A 19,633-nucleotide genomic window follows, 5' to 3' on the forward strand; every position below is an offset into this window, starting at 1 on the left:
GATCGGCCGGACAAGTCCTAGGCGGAGCGCGGCTCCTGCTCGGCGGCACCCCACTGCCGCCAGGTAAGAGCGACCCGGTCCGCGTCCACGGTGCGCGATCCCCTGGATGCGGCCGGGTACACGGCGATCTGTTCCAGGAGAAGCACGACCAAGCCCTTTTTCGCTTTCAACGGGGCGTGCTTCCACCAGCGCACAAGGTCCGGGACGTCCCCAACGGGGACGTGCTTGACCTGCTTCAGGAACCGGGCCTGTGTTGCCGTCTCCCGGATCAGGTTGGTCAGCTCCTTGTCCGCCGTCTTGAAGGCGGCAAGCGACATACCTGACCCCTTGGCGTAGTCCGCGCCCAGCTTCTTCTGCCGTCGGCGTGCCGATGCGACCTGCTTGTCCAGCTTCTCCGCCTGAGCCAGCAATTCATCACGCGCAGCACCGATCAGCTCCGCCACTTCGGGCTTCGCCAGCTCCGCCAGGACGTGTTCGCTGACATAGGTCTCGAACAAGTCAGCATTGATGCGGACTTTTCCACAACCGCCTGGGTGCTGTGGAGAACTCGGGGGGCAACGGTGACCTCGGGCACCGGCATTCGACGGTGACGCCCCCAGCGTGTGCCCACACAGACCGCACACGCTGAGGGGACCCGAGAGCAGGTACTCCCGCTGGTCGCCGCGCTGCTTATCCGGGTCGTTCACCTGCCGCATGGCACGGATGGCGAAGAAGTCCTCCACCGGGATGATCCGAGGGCCGCCGCTGTCGACCAGCTCGCCGTCCTCCGTCTCCCGCAGACCGGCGATGGCCGGGTGATGGAGGACACCGGCCAGCACATCCGGCTTGAACTCGTTGCCCTGGGTCGTGCGGTAGCTGTGCTCGGTCATCCATACAGTGATCGCGGGCCAGGTCTGCTTCTCCAGCCGCCGCGAGGCGGCGGCCCGGATGCCCTCCGCCTCGTCCTCGCGCACGCGCTGGTACGCCATGTCCCAGAACCCGTAGAGCCTTGGCATGATCTCGACCCCTCTACCCGACCCCTCCCAACATTGACTAATTTACCAGCGAGATAGGTCACAGTGTTGATAAACCAACGAACACCTCAGAATCGTGCATATCTCGTGATCATGGACTCACCTCCGCGCGAGGCTCGACACCCAGCACCCTCCAGAGCTCAGCCGTCGGAACGCGGACCGTCCCCCCAAGGGGCAGTGTCCTGACGGGGAACGTGCCCGTCCTGATCAGCTCGTACGCCTTGTCGCGGCCAATGCCCAGCGCACGTCCAGCTGTTGTCACATTGACCGTGGCCGGGAGAGCGAGTAGCTCCTCCAGCCCCATGGCTCCGCTCGGTCCGCTCGCTTCCTGAGCAGTCATGTCGTTGGTCGCCTGTCTCCCCCACGCCAACATGCTGGCAACTTTACAACGGTGTCCGACAGCCCCAGCAAGATCGAAAGAGATCACGCCAGACACGTACGGATACGTACGCACGCCGACGACTGGCTGTGAGCCAAGCAACAGACCAGCAGGGGGTCGGATGTTCGAGCCGAGCTACTACCGGCGGTGCCAGTGCAAGGGGCCGCTCAAGGACAAGGAGGGCAACCCGGTCCTCGACGCGGACGGCAAGCCGAAGATCGGGGACATCGGGCTGACATGCCCGAAGCTCGGCAAGGGACACGGCACCTGGTACTTCTACTTCGAGGCCGAGCGCGGCGAGGGCAACAAGCGCGCCCGAATACGCCGCGGGGGCTTCACCAGGCTGGACGACGCCAAGAAGAAGGCCAAGGAGCTGTACGACGCGGCCACGGCCGGCACCGACGTACTCTCCGACGAAACGTGCGGCGACTTCTTCCTGCGGTGGATCAAGGCGAAGAAGTCCCTCGCCCGCACCACCCGCCACGGCTACGAGGAGCACATCAACAACTACCTGATGCCGCACCTCGGTCACATCAAGCGCCGTGACCTCAAGGTCCGGCACCTCGACAAGATGTACGACGCGATCGAGAAGGAGAACGCCGAGCGGATTCTCCACCGTCTCCGCGTCGATCAGCTCCAGAATGAACGGGACGCCGCGCACCGGGCCTGGGTGAAGACGGCGGGCTATGCCAAGAAGGAGGAGCGCCGCGCCGCCCGCCGTGCCTTCCTCGACGCGAACGCCGCGCTCCGCGAGGGCAAGAAGGGGCTGCGGAAGGTCACCTCCGCCGCCACCATGCACCGCATCAACGACACCCTCAGCTCGGCGCTGTCCTGGGGGATCAAGCGCGAGCAGGCGTTCGCCAAGAACTGGGCGCAGCTCGTGGAGCTGCCGCCGGTCACCCGGCCGAAGCCGCTCGTCTGGACGCCCGAGCGCATCGAGCACTGGAAGCGCACCGGCGAGAAGCCCGGCCCGGTCATGGTCTGGACACCGGAGCTGACCGGTCAGTTCCTCGACTTCGTCAAGGACGACTGGCTCTACGAGCTGTGGCACAGCTTCATCTTCCTCGGCCCCCGCCGAGGCGAGATGGCCGCACTGCCCTGGACAGAGGTCAGCACCGACGCCCTTTGGCTACGGATCTCCCAGCAGATCGTGGAGGTGGCCTACCAGCTGTACGGCGAAGCACCGAAGGCCGACAGCGTCCGCACCCTCTCCCTGAGCCTCGAGTCCGGCGAGAACCTGGTCAGCTTCCGGGCAAAGCAGGAGCAGAAGCGCCAGGAGTGGGGAGACGCCTACGTCGAGACCGGCCGCGTGTGGACGCACGAGAACGGCGAGGCGCTGCACCCCGACTGGATCTCCCGCCGCTTCACGCGCCTCGTGGAGCTGTCCGGACTGCCGCCGGTCCGCCTGCACGACCTGCGTCACCTGGCGGCCACCCTGTCCCTGCTGGCCGGTACCGACATCAAGGTGGTCCAGGAGAAGCTGGGGCACTCCTCGCGCCAGATCACCTCCGACACCTACACCAGCGTGCTGCCCGAGATGATGCGGGCCGAGGCCGAGTCGGTCATGGCCGTCGTCCCCCGAGAAGTCCCCTTCGAGGTGCGCGCCCCGCTGACGATCCCCGAGAAGGCATGGCAAGGGGACATCGCGGTCTTCTTCGCCCACGGTGCACGGCAGTCAGGTGGCACCTGGGCCGTGGGAGCGCAGACCCAGCCCGACTCCGATCTCCTCGGCATGATCACCCTCGCCGGCCGGGGCCAGGACGACGCCGCCAACGCGGCCGTGAAGTGGATACGCGAGCACTGCGCCGCGAACGACCTGGAGCTGGTCCGGGTCGAGAACTTCAATGATCGCTACCCGGAGGAGCAGCGAGCCGACTTCTCGCTCACGCGCTTCACGATCGCCCGCTCCGAGTCTCCGGGGGTGGACGGCTGGGCACTGCCGACGGGCCTGCCGCCCGCAGCATCGCGGCCCGCCCGCCGGGCTCCGAATGGGCGCCGGAAGGCGGCCTGAAGGCCCCTGTGTCCCCTGACCGGTCCCGTGTCCCCTGTGTGTCCCCTGGATCTTGGTCTGAACGGATGAACAGGGGTCGCCACCCTGGAGTGGTGACCCCCGTTCTCGCGTTTCCGCAGGTAGAAACGGTTCTCTAGGTGAACCGCGGGGTGGGGCGGGTGGGACTCGAACCCACGGCCGGCGGATTATGAGTCCGCTGCTCTAACCGGCTGAGCTACCGCCCCATAGCGGCGTGTCGCGTACACGTGTGCGCGCCGTCTGCCGCAGCATAGCCGCTCATACGATCTCCTGCTCCGGGTGGTCGGCTTCCCGCTGCGGCTTCCTGACCTTGAGGACTCCGGGGCGGCCCGCGCGGTTCCCGGACGCGGCCGGAGACTGCGGGCGGACATGAAAAAGGACCCCGAAGGGTCCTCGTTCACCATGCTCTCCCGACTGGACTCGAACCAGTAACCTGCCGGTTAACAGCCGGCTGCTCTGCCAATTGAGCTACGGAAGATCGAAGCTCCCCGGACTGGACTCGAACCAGTAACCTGCCGGTTAACAGCCGGCTGCTCTGCCAATTGAGCTACCGAGGATCGCCTCGTCGCATCGAACGTTGCTCCCTGGGTATCCGCCAGGGGGCGCGCGTTCGCTGCGACACATACATTAGCGCAAGCAGGGGGGTGCTCCGCCAATCGGTCCTCCCCGGCATCGCAGACAGAGGCAAAGGAAGGGTGGCCGTCATGCGTTACCGGCTCACGTTCGTCGTCGGACTCGCCGTGGGGTACGTACTGGGCACGAAGGCCGGACGGGAGCGTTACGAGCAGTTGAAGAAGGCCGCTCGGCAGGTCTCCCAGAACCCGGCGGTGCGCAACACCGCGGAGTCGGCCGCGCTCCAGGGCCGCCAGTTCGCGGACAAGGCGTACCACGTGGTCAGCGACAAGGTCGGGGACCGGATGCCGGACTCGGTGGCCCAGCGGGTGAAGTCCCTGCGGGAGCGCAGCGGGAACGGCTCGGCGGGTGACGACTGGGGCACCAGCAACACCTGAGGGCCCCCACCCGGCACGCCCACCCCTTGCGGTACGGCAGAATTTCGGTCATGGGGATAGTCGCCGGGTTGGACAGTTCACCCGATTTCACTCGTATCGTCGTCTGTGACTCGGACACGGGGGCCGTACTCAGGCAGGGGTACGCGCCGCATCCGGTGGACGGTCCCGAGGGTGGGGGCCGTCCTTCCGACGTCGACCCGCAGGCGTGGCTGCTGTCCCTGGGCGAGGCGGCCGGCGGCGGGCTGCTGGAGGGCGTGCAGGCGATCGGCGTGTCGGCGCAGGCCAACGCGGTCGTGCCGCTGGACGCGCAGGGCAACACCGTGCGGCCCGCGATGGTCGGCGGCGACAAGCGGGCGCAGGTGGCCGGGGCCGACCTGGTCGACGCGCTCGGCGGCCGGGAGGCCTGGGCGCAGGCCGTGGGGAGTGTGCCGCAGGCCGCGCAGCCGGTGACCAAGCTGCGCTGGCTGGCCCGCAGCGAGCCGGAGAACGCCGCGCGGACCGCCGTACTGCTCCAGGCCCACGACTGGCTGGTGTGGCAGCTTCTCGGGCGGCCGGTCCGCAGGACGACGGACCGGGGCGGGGCCTCCGGGACCGGTTACTGGTCGGCGGCGAGCGGGGGGTACCGGCCGGATCTGGTCGAGCTGGCGCTCGGGCACCACGCGATGCTGCCGGAGGTGATCGGTCCGGCCGACGCGGCCGGTACGACGCCGGAGGGGCTGCTGATCTCCGCCGGGACCGGCGAGACCCAGGCCGCCGCCTTCGGGCTCGGGATCGGGCTGGGGGACGCCGTCGTCTCGCTGGGCGCGTCCGGGTCCGTGATGGCCGTGCACTCCGAGCCGCTCGTCGACCAGTCCGGGATGATCACCGCGCTGGCCGACGCGACCGGCATGCACCTGCCGGTCGTCACCACCCTGAACGCCGTACGGACCCTGCGCGGGGCCGCCGAGCTGCTCGGGCTGCCGGATCTGGAGAGCCTGTCCGAGCTGGCGATGAAGTCGACGCCGGGGGCGCACGGGCTGGTGCTGCTGCCCTACCTGGAGGGTGAGCGGACGCCGCACCTGCCGCACACGGCGGGGACGCTGGCGGGGCTGAGGCGGGAGTCGATGCGGCCGGAGCACCTGGCGCGGGCCGCGTTCGAGGGGATGCTGTGCGGGCTCGCCGACGCGCTGGACGTGCTGCGCGGCCGGGGGGTCGACGTGCGGCGGATCTTCTTGCTGGGGCCGGCCGCCGAGCTGCCGGCCGTGCAGGTGGCGGCGCCCGCGCTGTTCGGCGCGCAGGTCGTCGTACCGCAGCCCGCGGACTACGCGGCGATCGGGGCGGCGCGGCAGGCGGCCTGGGCGCTGGGCGTGTCGCAGGGCACGCTGGACCCGCGCACTCCCCCGGCCTGGCAGGGTGCGGTGGCGCAGGTGCTGGAGCCCGGCGAGGAACTGGCGGTGGGTCAGGCGGTACGGCAGCAGTACGTGTCCGTACGGGAGCAGACGCACCCCGGCGCGTTCCGCGTCTGAGCCGTCGCCCGAGGGGGCCTGTTGGGTTAATCGGTTGAGGTAACGCGGGTGGAGTGTTCGACGATAGGGGCCAAGGGCAACCACTCGCCCCCACCGCCGACTCCGAGAGACCGAGCGTGCTCATACGACTGCTGCGGACCTGTCTCAGGCCCTACAAGAAACCCATCGCCTGGCTGGTGGCACTGCAGTTCCTGCAGACCTGCGCCACCCTCTACCTGCCGACCCTGAACGCCGACATCATCGACCAGGGCGTCGTCAACGGCGACACCGGCTACATCCTGAGCTACGGCGCCCTGATGATCGGCATCTCGCTGGTGCAGGTCGTCTGCAACATCGGTGCCGTGTACTACGGCGCGCGGACCGCCGCGGCGCTCGGGCGGGACCTGCGCGGTGCCGTCTTCGACCGGGTGCAGTCCTTCTCCGCCCGGGAGGTCGCCCGCTTCGGCGCGCCGTCGCTGATCACCCGGACCACCAATGACGTGCAGCAGGTCCAGATGCTGGCCCTGATGACGTTCACGCTGATGGTGTCGGCGCCCATCATGTGCGTGGGCGGCGTGGTGCTGGCGCTCGGCCTGGACGTGCCGCTGTCCGGGGTGCTGGTCGCGGTGGTGCCCGTACTGGGTATCTGCGTGACGCTGATCGTACGGCGGCTGCGGCCGCTGTTCCGGGCCATGCAGGTGCGTCTGGACACCGTGAACCGGGTGCTGCGGGAGCAGATCACCGGCAACCGGGTCATCCGCGCCTTCGTGCGGGACGCGTACGAGGAGAAGCGGTTCCGCAAGGCCAACGGCGAGCTGACCGAGGTGGCGGTCGGCACCGGCAATCTGCTCGCGCTGATGTTCCCGGTGGTCATGACCACGGTGAACCTGTCGTCGATCGCGGTGGTCTGGTTCGGGGCGCACCGGATCGACAGCGGCGGGATGCAGATCGGCGACCTGACGGCGTTCCTCGCCTACCTGATGCAGATCGTGATGTCCGTGATGATGGCCACCTTCATGTTCATGATGGTGCCGCGCGCGGAGGTGTGCGCCGAGCGGATCATGGAGGTGCTGGAGACCGAGAGCAGTGTGGTGCCGCCGCTCGCGCCGGTCACCGAGCTGCGGCGGCACGGGCTGCTGGAGATCCGGGGGGCGGGCTTCCGCTATCCGGGCGCCGAGGAGCCGGTGCTGAGGAACGTCGAGCTGGTCGCCCGGCCGGGCGAGACGACCGCCGTCATCGGCTCGACCGGCAGCGGCAAGTCCACCCTGCTCGGGCTGATCCCCCGGCTGTTCGACGCCACCGAGGGGGAGGTGCTGGTGGACGGGACGGACGTACGGAACCTCGACCAGAAGGTGCTGGCCAAGACGGTCGGGCTGGTGCCGCAGAAGCCGTACCTGTTCGCGGGCACCGTCGCGACCAATCTGCGGTACGGCAATCCGGACGCCACCGACGAGGAGCTGTGGCACGCGCTGGAGGTCGCGCAGGCGAAGCCGTTCGTGGAGCGGCTGGAGGGCGGGCTCGACGCGCCCATCGCGCAGGGCGGCACGAACGTCTCCGGCGGGCAGCGGCAGCGGCTCGCCATCGCCCGGACGCTCGTCCAGCGGCCGGAGATCTACCTCTTCGACGACTCCTTCTCGGCGCTGGACTACGCCACCGACGCCGCCCTGCGTGCCGCGCTCGCCCAGGAGACGGCCGAGGCGACCGTCGTCATCGTCGCGCAGCGGGTCTCGACGATCCGGGACGCCGACCGGATCGTCGTCCTCGACGAGGGCCGGGTCGTCGGTACCGGACGGCACCACGAGCTGATGGCGGACAACGACACCTACCGGGAGATCGTGCTCTCCCAGCTCACGGAAGCGGAGGCTGCCTGATGGCCGGGCCGGCGGGGCGGATGATGGCCGGGGGCGGACCCGACCAGCACTCCATGGACTTCAAGGGATCGGGCAAACGGCTGGTCGGGCAGTTCCGGCCGGAGCGGCTGACGATCGGTGTGCTGCTGCTGTGCGTGGTGGTCAGCGTCGGGCTCAACGTGATCGGGCCGAAGATCCTCGGCAACGCCACCGACCTGGTCTTCGCCGGGATCATCGGGCGGGAGATGCCGTCCGGGGCCAGCAAGGAGCAGGTGCTGGAGTCGATGCGGGAGCGCGGGGACGGCCAGGTCGCCGACATGCTGCGCTCCACCGACTTCACGCCGGGCGAGGGCATCGACTTCACGGCGGTCGGACACGTACTGCTGCTGGCGCTCGGCACCTTCCTGGTCGCCGGGCTGCTGATGGCGGTGGCGACCCGGCTGGTCAACCGGGCGGTCAACCGGACCATGTTCCGGCTGCGCGAGGACGTGCAGACGAAACTGTCCCGGCTGCCGCTGTCCTACTTCGACCGGCGCCAGCGCGGCGAGGTGCTCTCGCGCGCCACCAACGACATCGACAACATCGGCCAGACCCTCCAGCAGTCGATGGGCCAGCTGATCAACTCGCTGCTGACCATCATCGGCGTCCTCGCGATGATGTTCTGGGTCTCCTGGATCCTGGCGCTGGTCGCGCTGGTGACCGTACCGCTGTCGTTCGTGGTGGCCACCCGCGTCGGCAAGCGGTCGCAGCCGCACTTCGTGCAGCAGTGGCGCACCACGGGCAAGCTGAACGCGCACATCGAGGAGATGTACACCGGGCACACCCTGGTGAAGGTGTTCGGGCGGCAGGAGGAGTCGGCGGCGCGGTTCGCCGAGCAGAACGAGGCGCTGTACGAGGCCGGGTTCAAGGCGCAGTTCAACAGCGGGGTCATGCAGCCGCTGATGATGTTCGTGTCCAACCTGAACTACGTGCTGGTCGCCGTGGTCGGCGGGCTGCGGGTGGCGTCCGGCTCACTGTCCATCGGGGACGTACAGGCGTTCATCCAGTACTCCCGGCAGTTCTCGATGCCGCTGACGCAGGTCGCGTCGATGGCCAACCTGGTGCAGTCGGGCGTCGCCTCCGCCGAGCGGATCTTCGAGCTGCTGGACGCGGAGGAGCAGAGCGCGGACCCGGTGCCGGCGGAGAAGCCGGCCGAGCTGCGGGGGCGGGTGGCGCTGGAGCACGTGTCGTTCCGGTACGACCCGGAGAAGCCGCTGATCGAGGACCTGTCGCTGACGGTGGAGCCGGGGCACACGGTCGCCATCGTCGGCCCGACCGGGGCCGGCAAGACGACGCTCGTCAATCTCCTCATGCGGTTCTACGAGGTGTCCGGCGGGCGGATCACCCTCGACGGCGTCGACATCGCGAAGATGTCGCGGGACGAACTGCGCGCCGGGATCGGGATGGTGCTCCAGGACACCTGGCTGTTCGGCGGCACCATCGCGGAGAACATCGCGTACGGGGCCGCGCGCGAGGTGACGCGCGGGGAGATCGAGGAGGCGGCGCGGGCCGCGCACGCCGACCGGTTCGTACGGACGCTGCCCGACGGCTACGACACCGTGATCGACGACGAGGGCACGGGCGTGAGCGCCGGTGAGAAGCAGCTCATCACCATCGCGCGGGCGTTCCTGTCCGACCCGGTGATCCTGGTCCTGGACGAGGCGACGTCGTCGGTGGACACCCGTACCGAGGTGCTGATCCAGAAGGCGATGGCCAAGCTGGCGCACGGGCGGACCTCGTTCGTCATCGCCCACCGGCTCTCCACCATCCGGGACGCGGACACCATCCTCGTCATGGAGAACGGGTCGATCGTGGAGCAGGGCGCGCACGACGAGTTGCTCGCGGCCGGCGGGGCGTACGCGCGGCTGTACCAGGCGCAGTTCGCGCAGGCGGTGGCGGAGGTCGACTAGGGCACCAGCATGGCGAGGGAGACGGTGTCGGCCAGGGCCTGCTGGCCGGCGATGTTGGCGTGGACGCCGTCGCCGGTGTCGTAGGACGGGTTGATGCTGTTCGGCTTCACCGGGTCCTTGAGGACCTGGTCGAAGTCGAGGATGCCGTCGCAGGTGCCGGCGCAGTCGTTCCACCGGGTGACGAAGGTGTTGACGGTGTGCCGGGTCCGGTTGTGCTGGTCGGTGTAGCCGGGGCGCGGGGTGATCGGGGTGACGTACACCTCGATCCCCGCGTCGTGCAGGCGCTGGAACGTGGTGCGGTAGGAGGCCAGGATCTGGTCGGCGTCGCATCCGGCGGGCAGGTCGTTGGTGCCGTAGTAGTACAGGACGGCGGTGACTCCGTGCAGGGACAGGACGTCCCGTTCCAGCCGGGCTCCGGCGTCCAGGCCGCGGACGGCGTCGCCCAGGTTCGGGCAGTCGGCCGCGCTGGTGGTGCCGTTGACGCCGGCGTTGGCGATGGCGAACTGCCGGGTGGGCGGCAGTTCGGCGGTGACCCGGCGGGCCAGGTCGTCCGTCCAGCGCCGGTTGGTGCCCAGCTCCGTGCAGCCCGTTCCGCAGTTGGTGGAGCCGATGCCGTCGACCACCGAGCTGCCGTAGGCGACGACGGTGCCCTGCAGACGGGGGTTGTGCACGTCGACGGCGGTGACGAGGTAGGTGGACTCGGTGGTCCTGGTGTAGGCGGCGGCGTCGGTGTCGGCGGTGTGGTCGCCGGTGCCGGGCTCGGTGAGGTAGTTGGTGCGGAAGGCGGTGTCGTGCCGGCCCGGTACGACGGTGCCGGAGACGGACAGCGACACCGCCACGTCGCTCTGGGCGCGGGTCGCGAGCCGGGTGGGGTCGCTCCACACCTCGCCGCCCGCGGGGACGACCACGTGGCGCCGGCCCTCGAAGGTGACGGGGCGCGGGCGTCCCTGGGTCGCCGCGCTCTTGCCGTCGGTGAGCGCGGCGGTGGCGGCGTCGACGGTGAGGGGGGTCGTGCCGAAGGTGTTCTGGACGCGGATGCGCACGGCGTCACCTCCCTGGCTGAGGTGGGTGACCATGCGGACGGTCTGGTCGGTGAGGGTGGTGGGCGCGAGGTTGTGCTGGGAGCTGGACCAGGAGGTGAACCAGGCGCGGGCGCCGGCGCGTTGGGGGGTGGCGGTGTCGCCGGTGGCCTTGGCGGTCGTGCCTGAGACTGTCGTGCCCGGGGCCGTCGTGCCTGAGACTGTCGTGCCTGAGACTGTCGTGCCCGAGACCAGGGTGGCGGCCGTGGTGAGCGTGAGGGCCAGGGCCGCCGCGGTACGTCTCACCCGCGCGCTCGGTCGCAGGACTCGCTCAGGAATCAGGAACATCAGCGCCTCGCCGGGGACGACTCTGTCTTGGCTTGCGGACGATGCTGTTCTGTCCCTCTCACCTCAAGAACAAACTTACGATCGGCGCCGTCTCACTAGTCCAGGTAGCCCCGGAGTTGGTCCGCGAAGGCGTGGTCGCGGAGTTTGTTGAGGGTCTTGGACTCGATCTGGCGTATCCGCTCCCTGGTCACGCCGAAGATGCGGCCGATCTCCTCCAGGGTGCGGGGGCGGCCGTCGGCGAGGCCGTAGCGGAGCTGGACGACCTTGCGTTCGCGTTCGCCGAGGGTGGAGAGCACCGCCTCCAGGTGCTCGCGCAGCAGCAGGAACGCGGCCGACTCGACGGGGCTGGCGGCGTCGCCGTCCTCGATCAGGTCACCGAGGGCGACGTCGTCCTCCTCGCCGACCGGGGCGTGCAGCGAGACCGGCTCCTGGGCGAGCCGCAGCACCTCGCTGACCCGCTCGGGCAGCAGGTCGAGGTGGGCGGCGACCTCGGCCGGGGTCGGCTCGTAGCCGCGCTCCTGGAGCATCCGGCGCTGGACGCGGACCACCCGGTTGATCAGCTCCACGACGTGCACGGGGACGCGGATGGTGCGGGCCTGGTCGGCCAGGGCGCGGGACATGGCCTGGCGGATCCACCAGGTGGCGTACGTGGAGAACTTGTAGCCGCGGGCGTAGTCGAACTTCTCCACCGCCCGGATCAGGCCGAGGTTGCCCTCCTGGACGAGGTCGAGCATGGTCAGCCCGCGTCCCACGTACCGCTTGGCGACGGAGACGACCAGGCGCAGGTTGGCCTCGATGAGGCGGCGCTTGGCCATCCGGCCCATGACGACCAGCCGGTCCAGGTCATGGGCGAGGCGGCTGTCCAGGTCGGTGGCGGTGCTCAGCTTCTCCTCGGCGAACAGGCCGGCCTCGACGCGGCGGGCGAGTTCGACCTCCTCGGCCGCGGTGAGCAGCGGGACGCGGCCGATCTCGCGGAGGTACTGGCGGAACAGGTCCGAGGAGGGGCCGCTGGTGTCGGCCCGGGCGGGCGGCGCGTCCACGGGCTCCGGCTCGGTCCCCGCCGCGGGCTCGGCGGCCGGTTCCACGGCTTCGGCGGGCGGCTCCACGGCTTCGGCGGGCGGCGGGTCCTCCGGGTGGTGCGCGGCGCGGTGCTGGCCGGGCAGCGCGGCGAGGACGTCCGCGGCGGCCTCCGGTTCCGGGCCGCCGGCCTGTGCGCGGGTCTGCGCGCCGCTCTGCGCGAGGGTCTGGGTCTGCACGGGTGCGACCTCCAGGGTGATCGCTGCCCGGCCGTGCGGCAGCGGTACTTCGGGGACGGAGTCGGCGGCCTCGCCGCTGTCCGTCCCGTACGCGATGGTCGGAACCGCGGGGTTCTCCGGACCCGTCGGGGACGGATCGGCCGCGCTCCGAGGACTCAGGCACCGGCACCAGTGTGGGGTACGACACAACCCCGCCACGAGGGGCGTGCGGTGACTTTTTGCGTCCGGTCCGTGACCGCGCGGTATCAGAGGGCGGCGGCGCCGTGGTCGCGCAGGGCGCGGTCGTACTTCTCCAGCACCCACAGCTCGTTCTGCACGGTGGCCAGCTGGGCGGGGTCGCCGCCGTTGCCCAGGCGGGTGAAGGTGGCGTGGATGTCGCGGATGCGGCGCTCGACGGCGCGGCGGCGGACCCGGACCAGCACCTCGCCGGCGTAGACCTCGTCGACGGCGCGGCGCATGATCGCCTCGACGGCGAGTTCCGTGACCATCGCGCGGACGGTGTCGTCGGGGGCCGCCTCCCGGACCCTGACCAGGTACTCCTGCGGGTCCTCGACACCGTGCTCGGCGCCGCCCGCGTCCAGGATCGCCTGGCGTACGGCGGCGTAGGGCGGGGCGGTGAACTCGTCGACGCCGTACGCGTCGAAGGCCGGGGAGACCAGCTCCGGGCGCTGGAGGGCGAGCTTGAGCAGTTCCCGTTCGGTGGCGTAGACGGGGTTGCGCAGGGTGAGGGAGGGGCCGCTGGGGGCGGCCGGGGCGGGGGCGTACTGCTGCTGCCGCGAGCCGCCGGGAGCGGGGCCCCGGTCACCGCCGCCGCGCTCGCGGGCCCAGCGGGCGAGCTGGCCGACGCGTTTGACCACGAACTGGGTGTCGAGGATGCCGAGCATCCCGGCGAGCTGGACGGCGACCTCGTGCTGGGCGCCGCTGTTCTTGATGCGGGCGACGACGGGGGCGGCCTCGTCCAGGGCGGCGGCGCGGCCGGCGGGCGTGTCGAGGTCGTAGCGGGAGACGATCTGCCGCAGGGCGAACTCGAACAGCGGCGTGCGCGGCTCGACCAGGTCGGCGACGGCCTCGTCGCCCTTGGCCAGCCGCAGGTCGCAGGGGTCCATGTTGTCCGGCGCGATGGCGATGTACGTCTCGGCGGCGAACTTCTGGTCGTCCTCGAAGGCGCGCAGGGCCGCCTTCTGCCCGGCGGCGTCGCCGTCGAAGGTGAAGATCACGCGGGCGCTGCCGTTGTCCATCAGCAGCCGGCGCAGGATCTTGATGTGGTCGGTGCCGAAGGCCGTGCCGCAGGTCGCGATCGCGGTCGTCACCCCGGCGAGGTGGCAGGCCATGACGTCGGTGTAGCCCTCGACGACGACCGCGCGGGAGGCCTTGGCGATGTCCTTCTTGGCCAGGTCGATGCCGTAGAGGACCTGGGACTTGCGGTAGATGGGGGTTTCGGGGGTGTTGAGGTACTTCGGCCCGTTGTCCGCCTCGTAGAGCTTGCGGGCGCCGAAGCCGACGACCTCGCCGCCGATGTCGCGGATCGGCCACATCAGCCGGCCGCGGAAGCGGTCGATGGGGCCGCGGCGGCCCTCCTGGGCGAGGCCGGACAGCAGCAGTTCCTTGTCGCTGAAGCCCTTGCCGCGCAGGTAGCGGGTGAGGTGGTCCCAGCCTTGCGGGCTGTAGCCGACGCCGAAGTGCTCGGCGGCGGCCTGGTCGAAGCCGCGCTCGGCGAGGAAGACCCGGCCGGCGTCGGCCTCCGGGGAGGTCGCGAGCTGCTCGGCGTACCACTGCGCGGCGACCTTGTGGGCCTCGACCAGGCGGATGCGCTCGCCGCGCTGGTGGGAGGGGTTGTACCCGCCCTCCTCGTACCGCAGGGTGATGCCGGCCTGGCCGGCCAGCCGCTCGACCGCCTCCGAGAAGGTGAGGTGGTCGATCTTCATCACGAACGTGATGGTGTCGCCGCCCTCCTGGCAGCCGAAGCAGTGGAACAGTCCCTTGCTGGGGCTGACCTGGAAGGACGGGGACTTCTCGTCGTGGAACGGGCACAGCCCCTTGAGGTTGCCGCCGCCCGCGTTGCGCAGCTGGAGGTACTCGGACACGACGGCGTCGATCGGGACCGCGTCCCGTACCGCCTTCACGTCCTCGTCGTTGATCCGTCCAGCCACGCGTGAATTCTACGGGGGCGGTACGACACTCAGGCGCCGAGGCTTTCGAGGGGGACGCGCGGATCGGCCAGCGCGTCCGCGTCCACCGGGGTTCCGGTGCGGATCAGCCGCTGGACGTCCTCTGTGACATCCCACACGTTCACGTTCATCCCGGCCAGCACCCGCCCGTCCTTCAGCCAGAACGCGATGAACTCCCGCTTCCCCGCGTCCCCCCGGATCACCACCTCGTCGTACGTCCCCGGCGGCGCCCATCCGCTGTACTCCATGCCCAGGTCGTACTGGTCGGAGAAGAAGTAGGGCACGCGGTCGTAGGTGATCTCCTTGCCCAGCATGGAGCGGGCGGCGGCCGGGCCGCCGTTCAGGGCGTTGGCCCAGTGCTCCACGCGACGGCGGGTCCCGGCGGGGTGCGGGAAGGAGGCCGCGTCGCCCGCCGCGTAGATGTCGGGGTCACTGGTGCGCAGCGCCTCGTCGACGACGATGCCGCCGCCGTCGGCCGGGCCGGCGATCTCCAGGCCGGCCGCCTGGGCCAGCGAGACGCGCGGCGCGGCGCCGATCGCGGCGAGCACGTCGTGCGCGGGGTGTTCCTCCCCGTCGTCGGTACGGGCGGCCAGCACCACGCCGTCCTGGCCGACGATCTCGGTCAGGGACACGCCGAAGCGGAAGCGGACGCCGTGCGCCCGGTGCAGCTCGGCGAAGACGGCGCCCAGCTCGGGGCCGAGGACGCCGTGCAACGGGGTCGGCGCGCGTTCCACGACGGTGACCTCGGCGCCGTACTCGCGGGCCGCCGCCGCGACCTCCAGGCCGATCCAGCCGGCGCCGGCGATCACCAGGTGGCCGTTGTCCCGGCCGAGGGCGGCGAGGACGCCCTTGAGGCGTTCGGCGTGGGCGAGGCGGCGCAGGTGGTGGACGCCGGCCAGGCCGGTGCCGGGGACGTCGAGGCGGCGCGGCTCGGCGCCGGTGGCGAGGAGCAGCTTGTCGTAGCGGACGCGGGTGCCGTCGTCGCCGTAGTGCACGGTGCGGGTGGCGCGGTCGACGGAGACGACGGTCTGGCCGAGGTGCAGCTCGATGTCGTTGCGGGCGTACCAGGCGGGTTCGTGCACGAAGACGCTGTCGCGTTCCTCCTTGCCGAGGAGGTAGCCCTTGGAGAGCGGGGGCCGCTCGTAGGGGTGGTCGCGTTCGTCACAGATGAGGATCACCCGGCCGGAGAAACCCTCCGCGCGGAGCGTCTCGGCGGCCTTGGCGCCGGCCAGCCCTCCTCCGACGATGACGAATGTCTGATCAGCGTCGACCACTTGTTTGCCTCCTCGTCAGCGTTCCGCCACATGCGAGCGTCCCGCACGGAGCGGGCTGCGGGAAGAGGGGTGGTCCGATCAGCTCAGTCGGGCGTGGAGGGAGCGGGCGGAGGCGTCGGTGAGGGAGGCGATCTGATCGACGATCACGCGTTTGCGGGCGCGGTCGTCGGGGGCCTTGTCGAACAGGGCGCGGAACTGGGGGTCCAGGCCGTCCGGTGCCCGGCGGGTGAGCGCGGCGGCCAGTTCGGCGACGACGATCCGCTGGTCGGCGCGGAGGCGTTCCTGTTCGTCGCGCTGCATGACGTACCGGTCGGCGACGGCCTTGAGGACGGCGCACTCCAGGCGGGTGACGCGGGGGACGACCAGTTCGGCGGTGTAGCGGGTGAGACGGCCGGTCCCGTACGCCGCGCGGGTGGCGGTCTCGGCGGCCAGGCAGAAGCGGCCGATGAGCTGGCTGGTGGCGTCCTTCAGACGGGCCTGGGCGAGCGCGGTGCCGTCGTAGCCGTGCGGCCACCACTCCTGGGCGAGGAGGCGGTCGAGGGCGGCGTCGAGTTCGGCGGGGTCGGTGCCGGGGGGCGCGTAGCGGGCGCGGGCCGTGTCGAAGACGGCTCGGCGTTCGGGGTCGGCGAGCAGGCAGTCGGGGTCGATGTGACCGGCGTGCAGGCCGTCCTCGACGTCGTGCACGGAGTAGGCGACGTCGTCGGACCAGTCCATGACCTGGGCCTCGAAGCAGATGCGGTCGCCGGGGGCGGTTTCACGGACCCAGTCGAAGACGGTGCGGTCGTCGTCGTAGACGCCGAACTTGGGTGACGCCGGGTCGGTGGGGTGGGCGCCTCTGGGCCAGGGGTACTTGGTGGCGGCGTCGAGGGTGGCGCGGGTGAGGTTGAGGCCGACGGGGCCGTCCGGGGTGAAGCGCTTGGGTTCGATGCGGGTGAGCAGGCGCAGGGACTGGGCGTTGCCCTCGAAGCCGCCGCAGTCCTCGGCGAACTCGTTGAGCGCGGATTCGCCGTTGTGGCCGAAGGGGGGATGCCCCAGGTCGTGGGAGAGGCAGGCGGCCTCGACGAGGTCGGGGTCGCAGCCGAGGGCGGCACCGAGTTCGCGGCCGACCTGGGCGCATTCCAGGGAGTGGGTGAGACGGGTGCGGGGGCTGGCGTCCCAGGCGGGGGTGGGATCGCCGGGGGTGACGACCTGCGTCTTCCCGGCGAGGCGGCGCAGCGCGGAGGAGTGCAGGACGCGGGCGCGGTCGCGTTGGAAGGCGGTGCGGCCGGGGCGTTTGTCGGGTTCGGGGGCCCAGCGGGCCACTGACGTGGGGTCGTAAGGGGCGAGGGGTGCGGTGCCTTCCAGTGCGGTGCCTTTCATGGACCGACAGTACGTCGTGCGCGAGTGCGGGGACGCTCCGCCCGGAGAACTACCGCCCCGATGACCGCGCGTCGTACGCGTGCTGCGCCGACAGGACCTCGTCGCTGTGCTCGACCGTCCATTCGTACAGGCGTGTGAAGGGAGCGCGGAACGACTCACCGAGGGGCGTGAGGGAGTACTCCACGCCCAGCGGGGAGGTTTCGAGCACCCGGCGCCGGATCATGCCGTTGCGTTCGAGCCTGCGCAGCGTCTGGGTCAGTACCCGCTGGGTGACGCCCTCCAGCTGCCGCTTGATCTCGTTGAACCGCGTCGGCTGCTCCAGGACCGCCAGGACCATCATCGACCACTTGTCGGAGATCTGGTCGAGGATGGGCCGGCTCGGGCACTCCGCGCTGAACCGCGGGGTACTGCGGGGCGGCTGGGGCGAGGGATTGGTATCCATCATGATCCTTGGTTGTCCATAAGTGCGTTATTGACCGGTTCATGGCGCGGGTCCCAGGGTTGGTATGCGTTGCAAACCTACTAGCCCACCGCAAACCTGGGGACACTCATGCACCTGGACCAGTACACGACGCTCCATGTCGGCATCGATGCCGGAGTCGCGCGGATCACCTTGGACAATCCCCCGGTCAACGTGCTCAGCGGGACCTTGATCCGCGAACTGCACGACGCCCTCGGGGCACTGCGGGACGACCGCTCGGTCCGCGCCATCGTGTTCTCCAGCGCCAACCCCGAGTTCTTCATCGCGCACGTCGACATCCACATCCTCGACGAGATGGACGGACTGCGGGAGATCGCGGACCGCAACCCGGACGCCAATCTGTTCCAGGGGGTCGGCGAGCTGCTGCGTCACCAGCCTCAGGTGACGATCGTGAAACTGGCTGGCAAGGCCCGGGCCGGCGGTGCCGAGTTCGTCGCGGCGGCCGACATGGCCTTCGCCGCGCGGGAGACCGCGGGACTCGGCCAGAGCGAGGTGCTGATGGGCATCGTTCCGGGCGGCGGAGGAACGCAGTACCTGCGCGAGCGGGTCGGGCGCAACCGCGCGCTGGAGCTGCTGCTCACCGGTGACCTGGTGGACGCGGACACCGCGGCCGCCTACGGGTGGATCAACCGTGCGGTGCCCGCGGCGGAGCTGGACGCGTTCGTCGACGGGGTGGCGGAGAAGGTCGCCGCGCTCTCCCCGGAGCTCGTCGCCGCCGCCAAGCGGCTGGTCCCTCCGGCGGACCTGACCGACGGCCTGCGCGCCGAACACGACGCGTGGGCGGCGCTGGTGAGCGGGGACCTGCCGGCACGGCTCATGACGGGGGCTCTGGAGCGCGGTGCGCAGACCCCGGCGGGCGAGCGCGACCTGGAGTCGGTCATGCGAAGCGTCGCTGCCGACCGGTAGGGACCAGCAGGGACCGCAGAGCCAGTGGCGCGGGAGTCACGGCGCGGGAAGCCGTCGGGCGAGACCTGTGTGCGTGATGCGCGAGGACGCTCTCAGGCCGACGCCAGCTCCAAAGGGGCCGTGGGTGCGGTCGCCGGCGCCTCCTCGTAGCGGTGGAGGATCAGGCGGGCCATCGCCGGGTGGGTGCCGAGCGGGGCCGCGGCGATCCACGGGGCCGCGGCCGCCGTCTCCGTCGCGAAGCGGCCCGGGGCCGTGAAGTAGGAGGCGACGGCGATGTGGCGGTGGCCGGCGGCGGTGAGGGCGGCGATCGCGTCGGGGACGGTCGGCGCGGCCGTGGACGCGTAGGCGGGGACCACGGGGACGCCGAGGCGGGCGGCGAGGAGGCGGGCGGTGCGGCCGGTGTCGACGGCGGAGTCGGGGTCGCGGGAGCCGGCGGCGGCCAGGACGACCGCGTCGCCTCGGCGGCGGTGCCAGCCGGCCTCGGTGAGGCGGGCGTGGAGGGCGTCCACGAGGAGGGGGTGCGGACCGAGCGGGGCGGCCACCCGGGCCCGTACCGGGGAGGCGGCGGCCATCTCGGGGATGTCCCGCTTGACGTGGTAGCCGCGGCTGAGGAGAAGCGGTACGAGGACGGCCTCCCGGTCGCCGAGGGCGGCGAGGGTGTCGGGGAGCAGGGGATCGTTCAGCTCGATGTGGCCGAGGTGGACCGGCAGGCCGGGGCGCAGGGCCCGGACCTGGTCCAGCAGGGCGCGTACGGTGCGCAGGGCACGGGGGTCTCGGCTGCCGTGGGCCACGACGACCAGGGCGGGGTCGGGGTCGTGCGGGGAGCCCGGCGGGGTGGGAAGGGTGGTCGTCGTCATGGATCGATCGTCGCCGGGGGAGGTTGCCGGCCCGTTGCACGGGCGTCACGGGTGTTTTCGGGGGGATCACGGCGGGGTGGGTGGGCGGTGTGAGGTGGCTCGGGCCCGGGTTCGCGCAGGTGCTGTGAACCGTCGGGGCCGGTGGGACGTCCCTGAGAACCAAGGAGGGCCTTCGTGGGCTCTCATGGGCCGTGACGGTCGGTTATGAACCGTGACGGGCCGTCATGGATCGTGAGGGCCGTCATGGACCG

Annotated in this window: 13 protein-coding genes, 3 tRNA genes and 1 pseudogene; 6 read left to right on the plus strand and 11 right to left on the minus strand. The window is 70.8% G+C overall.

The window, feature by feature from the left end:
• Positions 1–17: 17 nt before the first annotated feature.
• Positions 18–995: a recombinase family protein gene (locus tag J7I94_RS00005; RefSeq protein ID WP_215164313.1), complete on the minus strand. Its 978-nt coding sequence runs from the start codon at positions 993–995 to the stop codon at positions 18–20.
• A 518-nt stretch (positions 996–1,513) separates the two neighbouring features.
• Between J7I94_RS00005 and J7I94_RS00010 the strand changes: the two genes are divergently transcribed.
• Positions 1,514–3,403, plus strand: coding sequence for a tyrosine-type recombinase/integrase (locus J7I94_RS00010; RefSeq protein WP_215164314.1), 1,890 nt, complete (start codon positions 1,514–1,516; stop codon positions 3,401–3,403).
• Positions 3,404–3,553: 150 nt separating this feature from the next.
• Here J7I94_RS00010 and J7I94_RS00015 read toward each other — a convergent pair.
• The 3 genes from J7I94_RS00015 to J7I94_RS00025 all read right to left on the minus strand — a co-directional run bounded on the left by J7I94_RS00015 (position 3,554) and on the right by J7I94_RS00025 (position 3,978).
• A tRNA-Ile gene (locus J7I94_RS00015) sits at positions 3,554–3,627 on the minus strand.
• A gap of 199 nt (positions 3,628–3,826) precedes the next feature.
• Positions 3,827–3,899, minus strand: a tRNA-Asn gene (locus tag J7I94_RS00020).
• 6 nt (positions 3,900–3,905) lie between these two features.
• Positions 3,906–3,978: transfer RNA gene (locus J7I94_RS00025), tRNA-Asn, on the minus strand.
• A 147-nt stretch (positions 3,979–4,125) separates the two neighbouring features.
• On the opposite strand from J7I94_RS00025, the gene J7I94_RS00030 reads away from it, so the two are divergent.
• The 4 genes from J7I94_RS00030 to J7I94_RS00045 all read left to right on the plus strand — a co-directional run bounded on the left by J7I94_RS00030 (position 4,126) and on the right by J7I94_RS00045 (position 9,714).
• Positions 4,126–4,431, plus strand: coding sequence for a YtxH domain-containing protein (locus J7I94_RS00030; protein ID WP_215164315.1), 306 nt, complete (start codon positions 4,126–4,128; stop codon positions 4,429–4,431).
• Between the two features lie 50 nt (positions 4,432–4,481).
• Complete coding sequence (locus J7I94_RS00035; RefSeq protein WP_215164316.1) at positions 4,482–5,936, plus strand: FGGY-family carbohydrate kinase; 1,455 nt, start codon at positions 4,482–4,484, stop codon at positions 5,934–5,936.
• Between the two features lie 116 nt (positions 5,937–6,052).
• On the plus strand, positions 6,053–7,786 hold the full coding sequence (locus J7I94_RS00040) for an ABC transporter ATP-binding protein (RefSeq protein WP_215164317.1): 1,734 nt from the start codon (positions 6,053–6,055) through the stop codon (positions 7,784–7,786).
• Positions 7,786–9,714 (plus strand): ABC transporter ATP-binding protein, encoded by a 1,929-nt coding sequence (locus J7I94_RS00045; RefSeq protein ID WP_215164318.1) that lies wholly within the window; start codon positions 7,786–7,788, stop codon positions 9,712–9,714. The genes J7I94_RS00040 and J7I94_RS00045 overlap by 1 nt, the downstream gene beginning before the upstream one ends.
• Here the strand turns inward: J7I94_RS00045 and J7I94_RS00050 are convergent.
• The 6 genes and pseudogenes from J7I94_RS00050 to J7I94_RS00075 form a co-directional block, all read right to left on the minus strand.
• The gene (locus J7I94_RS00050; RefSeq protein ID WP_251074427.1) at positions 9,711–11,039 is read right to left on the minus strand and encodes an SGNH/GDSL hydrolase family protein; all 1,329 of its coding nucleotides are present in this window, start codon (positions 11,037–11,039) and stop codon (positions 9,711–9,713) included. The two genes, J7I94_RS00045 and J7I94_RS00050, sit on opposite strands and share 4 nt — an antisense overlap.
• Before the next feature lie 137 nt (positions 11,040–11,176).
• Positions 11,177–12,500 (minus strand): annotated as a pseudogene (locus tag J7I94_RS00055) (RNA polymerase sigma factor).
• An 82-nt stretch (positions 12,501–12,582) separates the two neighbouring features.
• The gene (gene dnaG, locus J7I94_RS00060) at positions 12,583–14,487 is read right to left on the minus strand and encodes a DNA primase (RefSeq protein WP_215164320.1); all 1,905 of its coding nucleotides are present in this window, start codon (positions 14,485–14,487) and stop codon (positions 12,583–12,585) included.
• A gap of 29 nt (positions 14,488–14,516) precedes the next feature.
• Complete coding sequence (locus J7I94_RS00065) at positions 14,517–15,779, minus strand: FAD-dependent oxidoreductase (protein ID WP_215164321.1); 1,263 nt, start codon at positions 15,777–15,779, stop codon at positions 14,517–14,519.
• Positions 15,780–15,857: 78 nt separating this feature from the next.
• Positions 15,858–17,123 (minus strand): deoxyguanosinetriphosphate triphosphohydrolase, encoded by a 1,266-nt coding sequence (locus tag J7I94_RS00070; protein WP_215164324.1) that lies wholly within the window; start codon positions 17,121–17,123, stop codon positions 15,858–15,860.
• A 64-nt stretch (positions 17,124–17,187) separates the two neighbouring features.
• Entirely contained in the window at positions 17,188–17,580 is a 393-nt protein-coding gene (locus J7I94_RS00075; protein ID WP_215164325.1) for a helix-turn-helix domain-containing protein, read from the minus strand.
• Between the two features lie 108 nt (positions 17,581–17,688).
• Between J7I94_RS00075 and J7I94_RS00080 the strand changes: the two genes are divergently transcribed.
• The gene (locus J7I94_RS00080) at positions 17,689–18,525 is read left to right on the plus strand and encodes an enoyl-CoA hydratase/isomerase family protein (RefSeq protein ID WP_215164322.1); all 837 of its coding nucleotides are present in this window, start codon (positions 17,689–17,691) and stop codon (positions 18,523–18,525) included.
• 92 nt (positions 18,526–18,617) lie between these two features.
• On the opposite strand, the gene J7I94_RS00085 is transcribed toward J7I94_RS00080, so the two are convergent.
• Positions 18,618–19,382, minus strand: coding sequence for a sirohydrochlorin chelatase (locus J7I94_RS00085; protein WP_215164323.1), 765 nt, complete (start codon positions 19,380–19,382; stop codon positions 18,618–18,620).
• Between the last annotated feature and the right edge of the window lie 251 nt (positions 19,383–19,633).

This window comes from Streptomyces sp. ISL-12 (genome assembly GCF_018614415.1).
Lineage (GTDB): Bacteria > Actinomycetota > Actinomycetes > Streptomycetales > Streptomycetaceae > Streptomyces.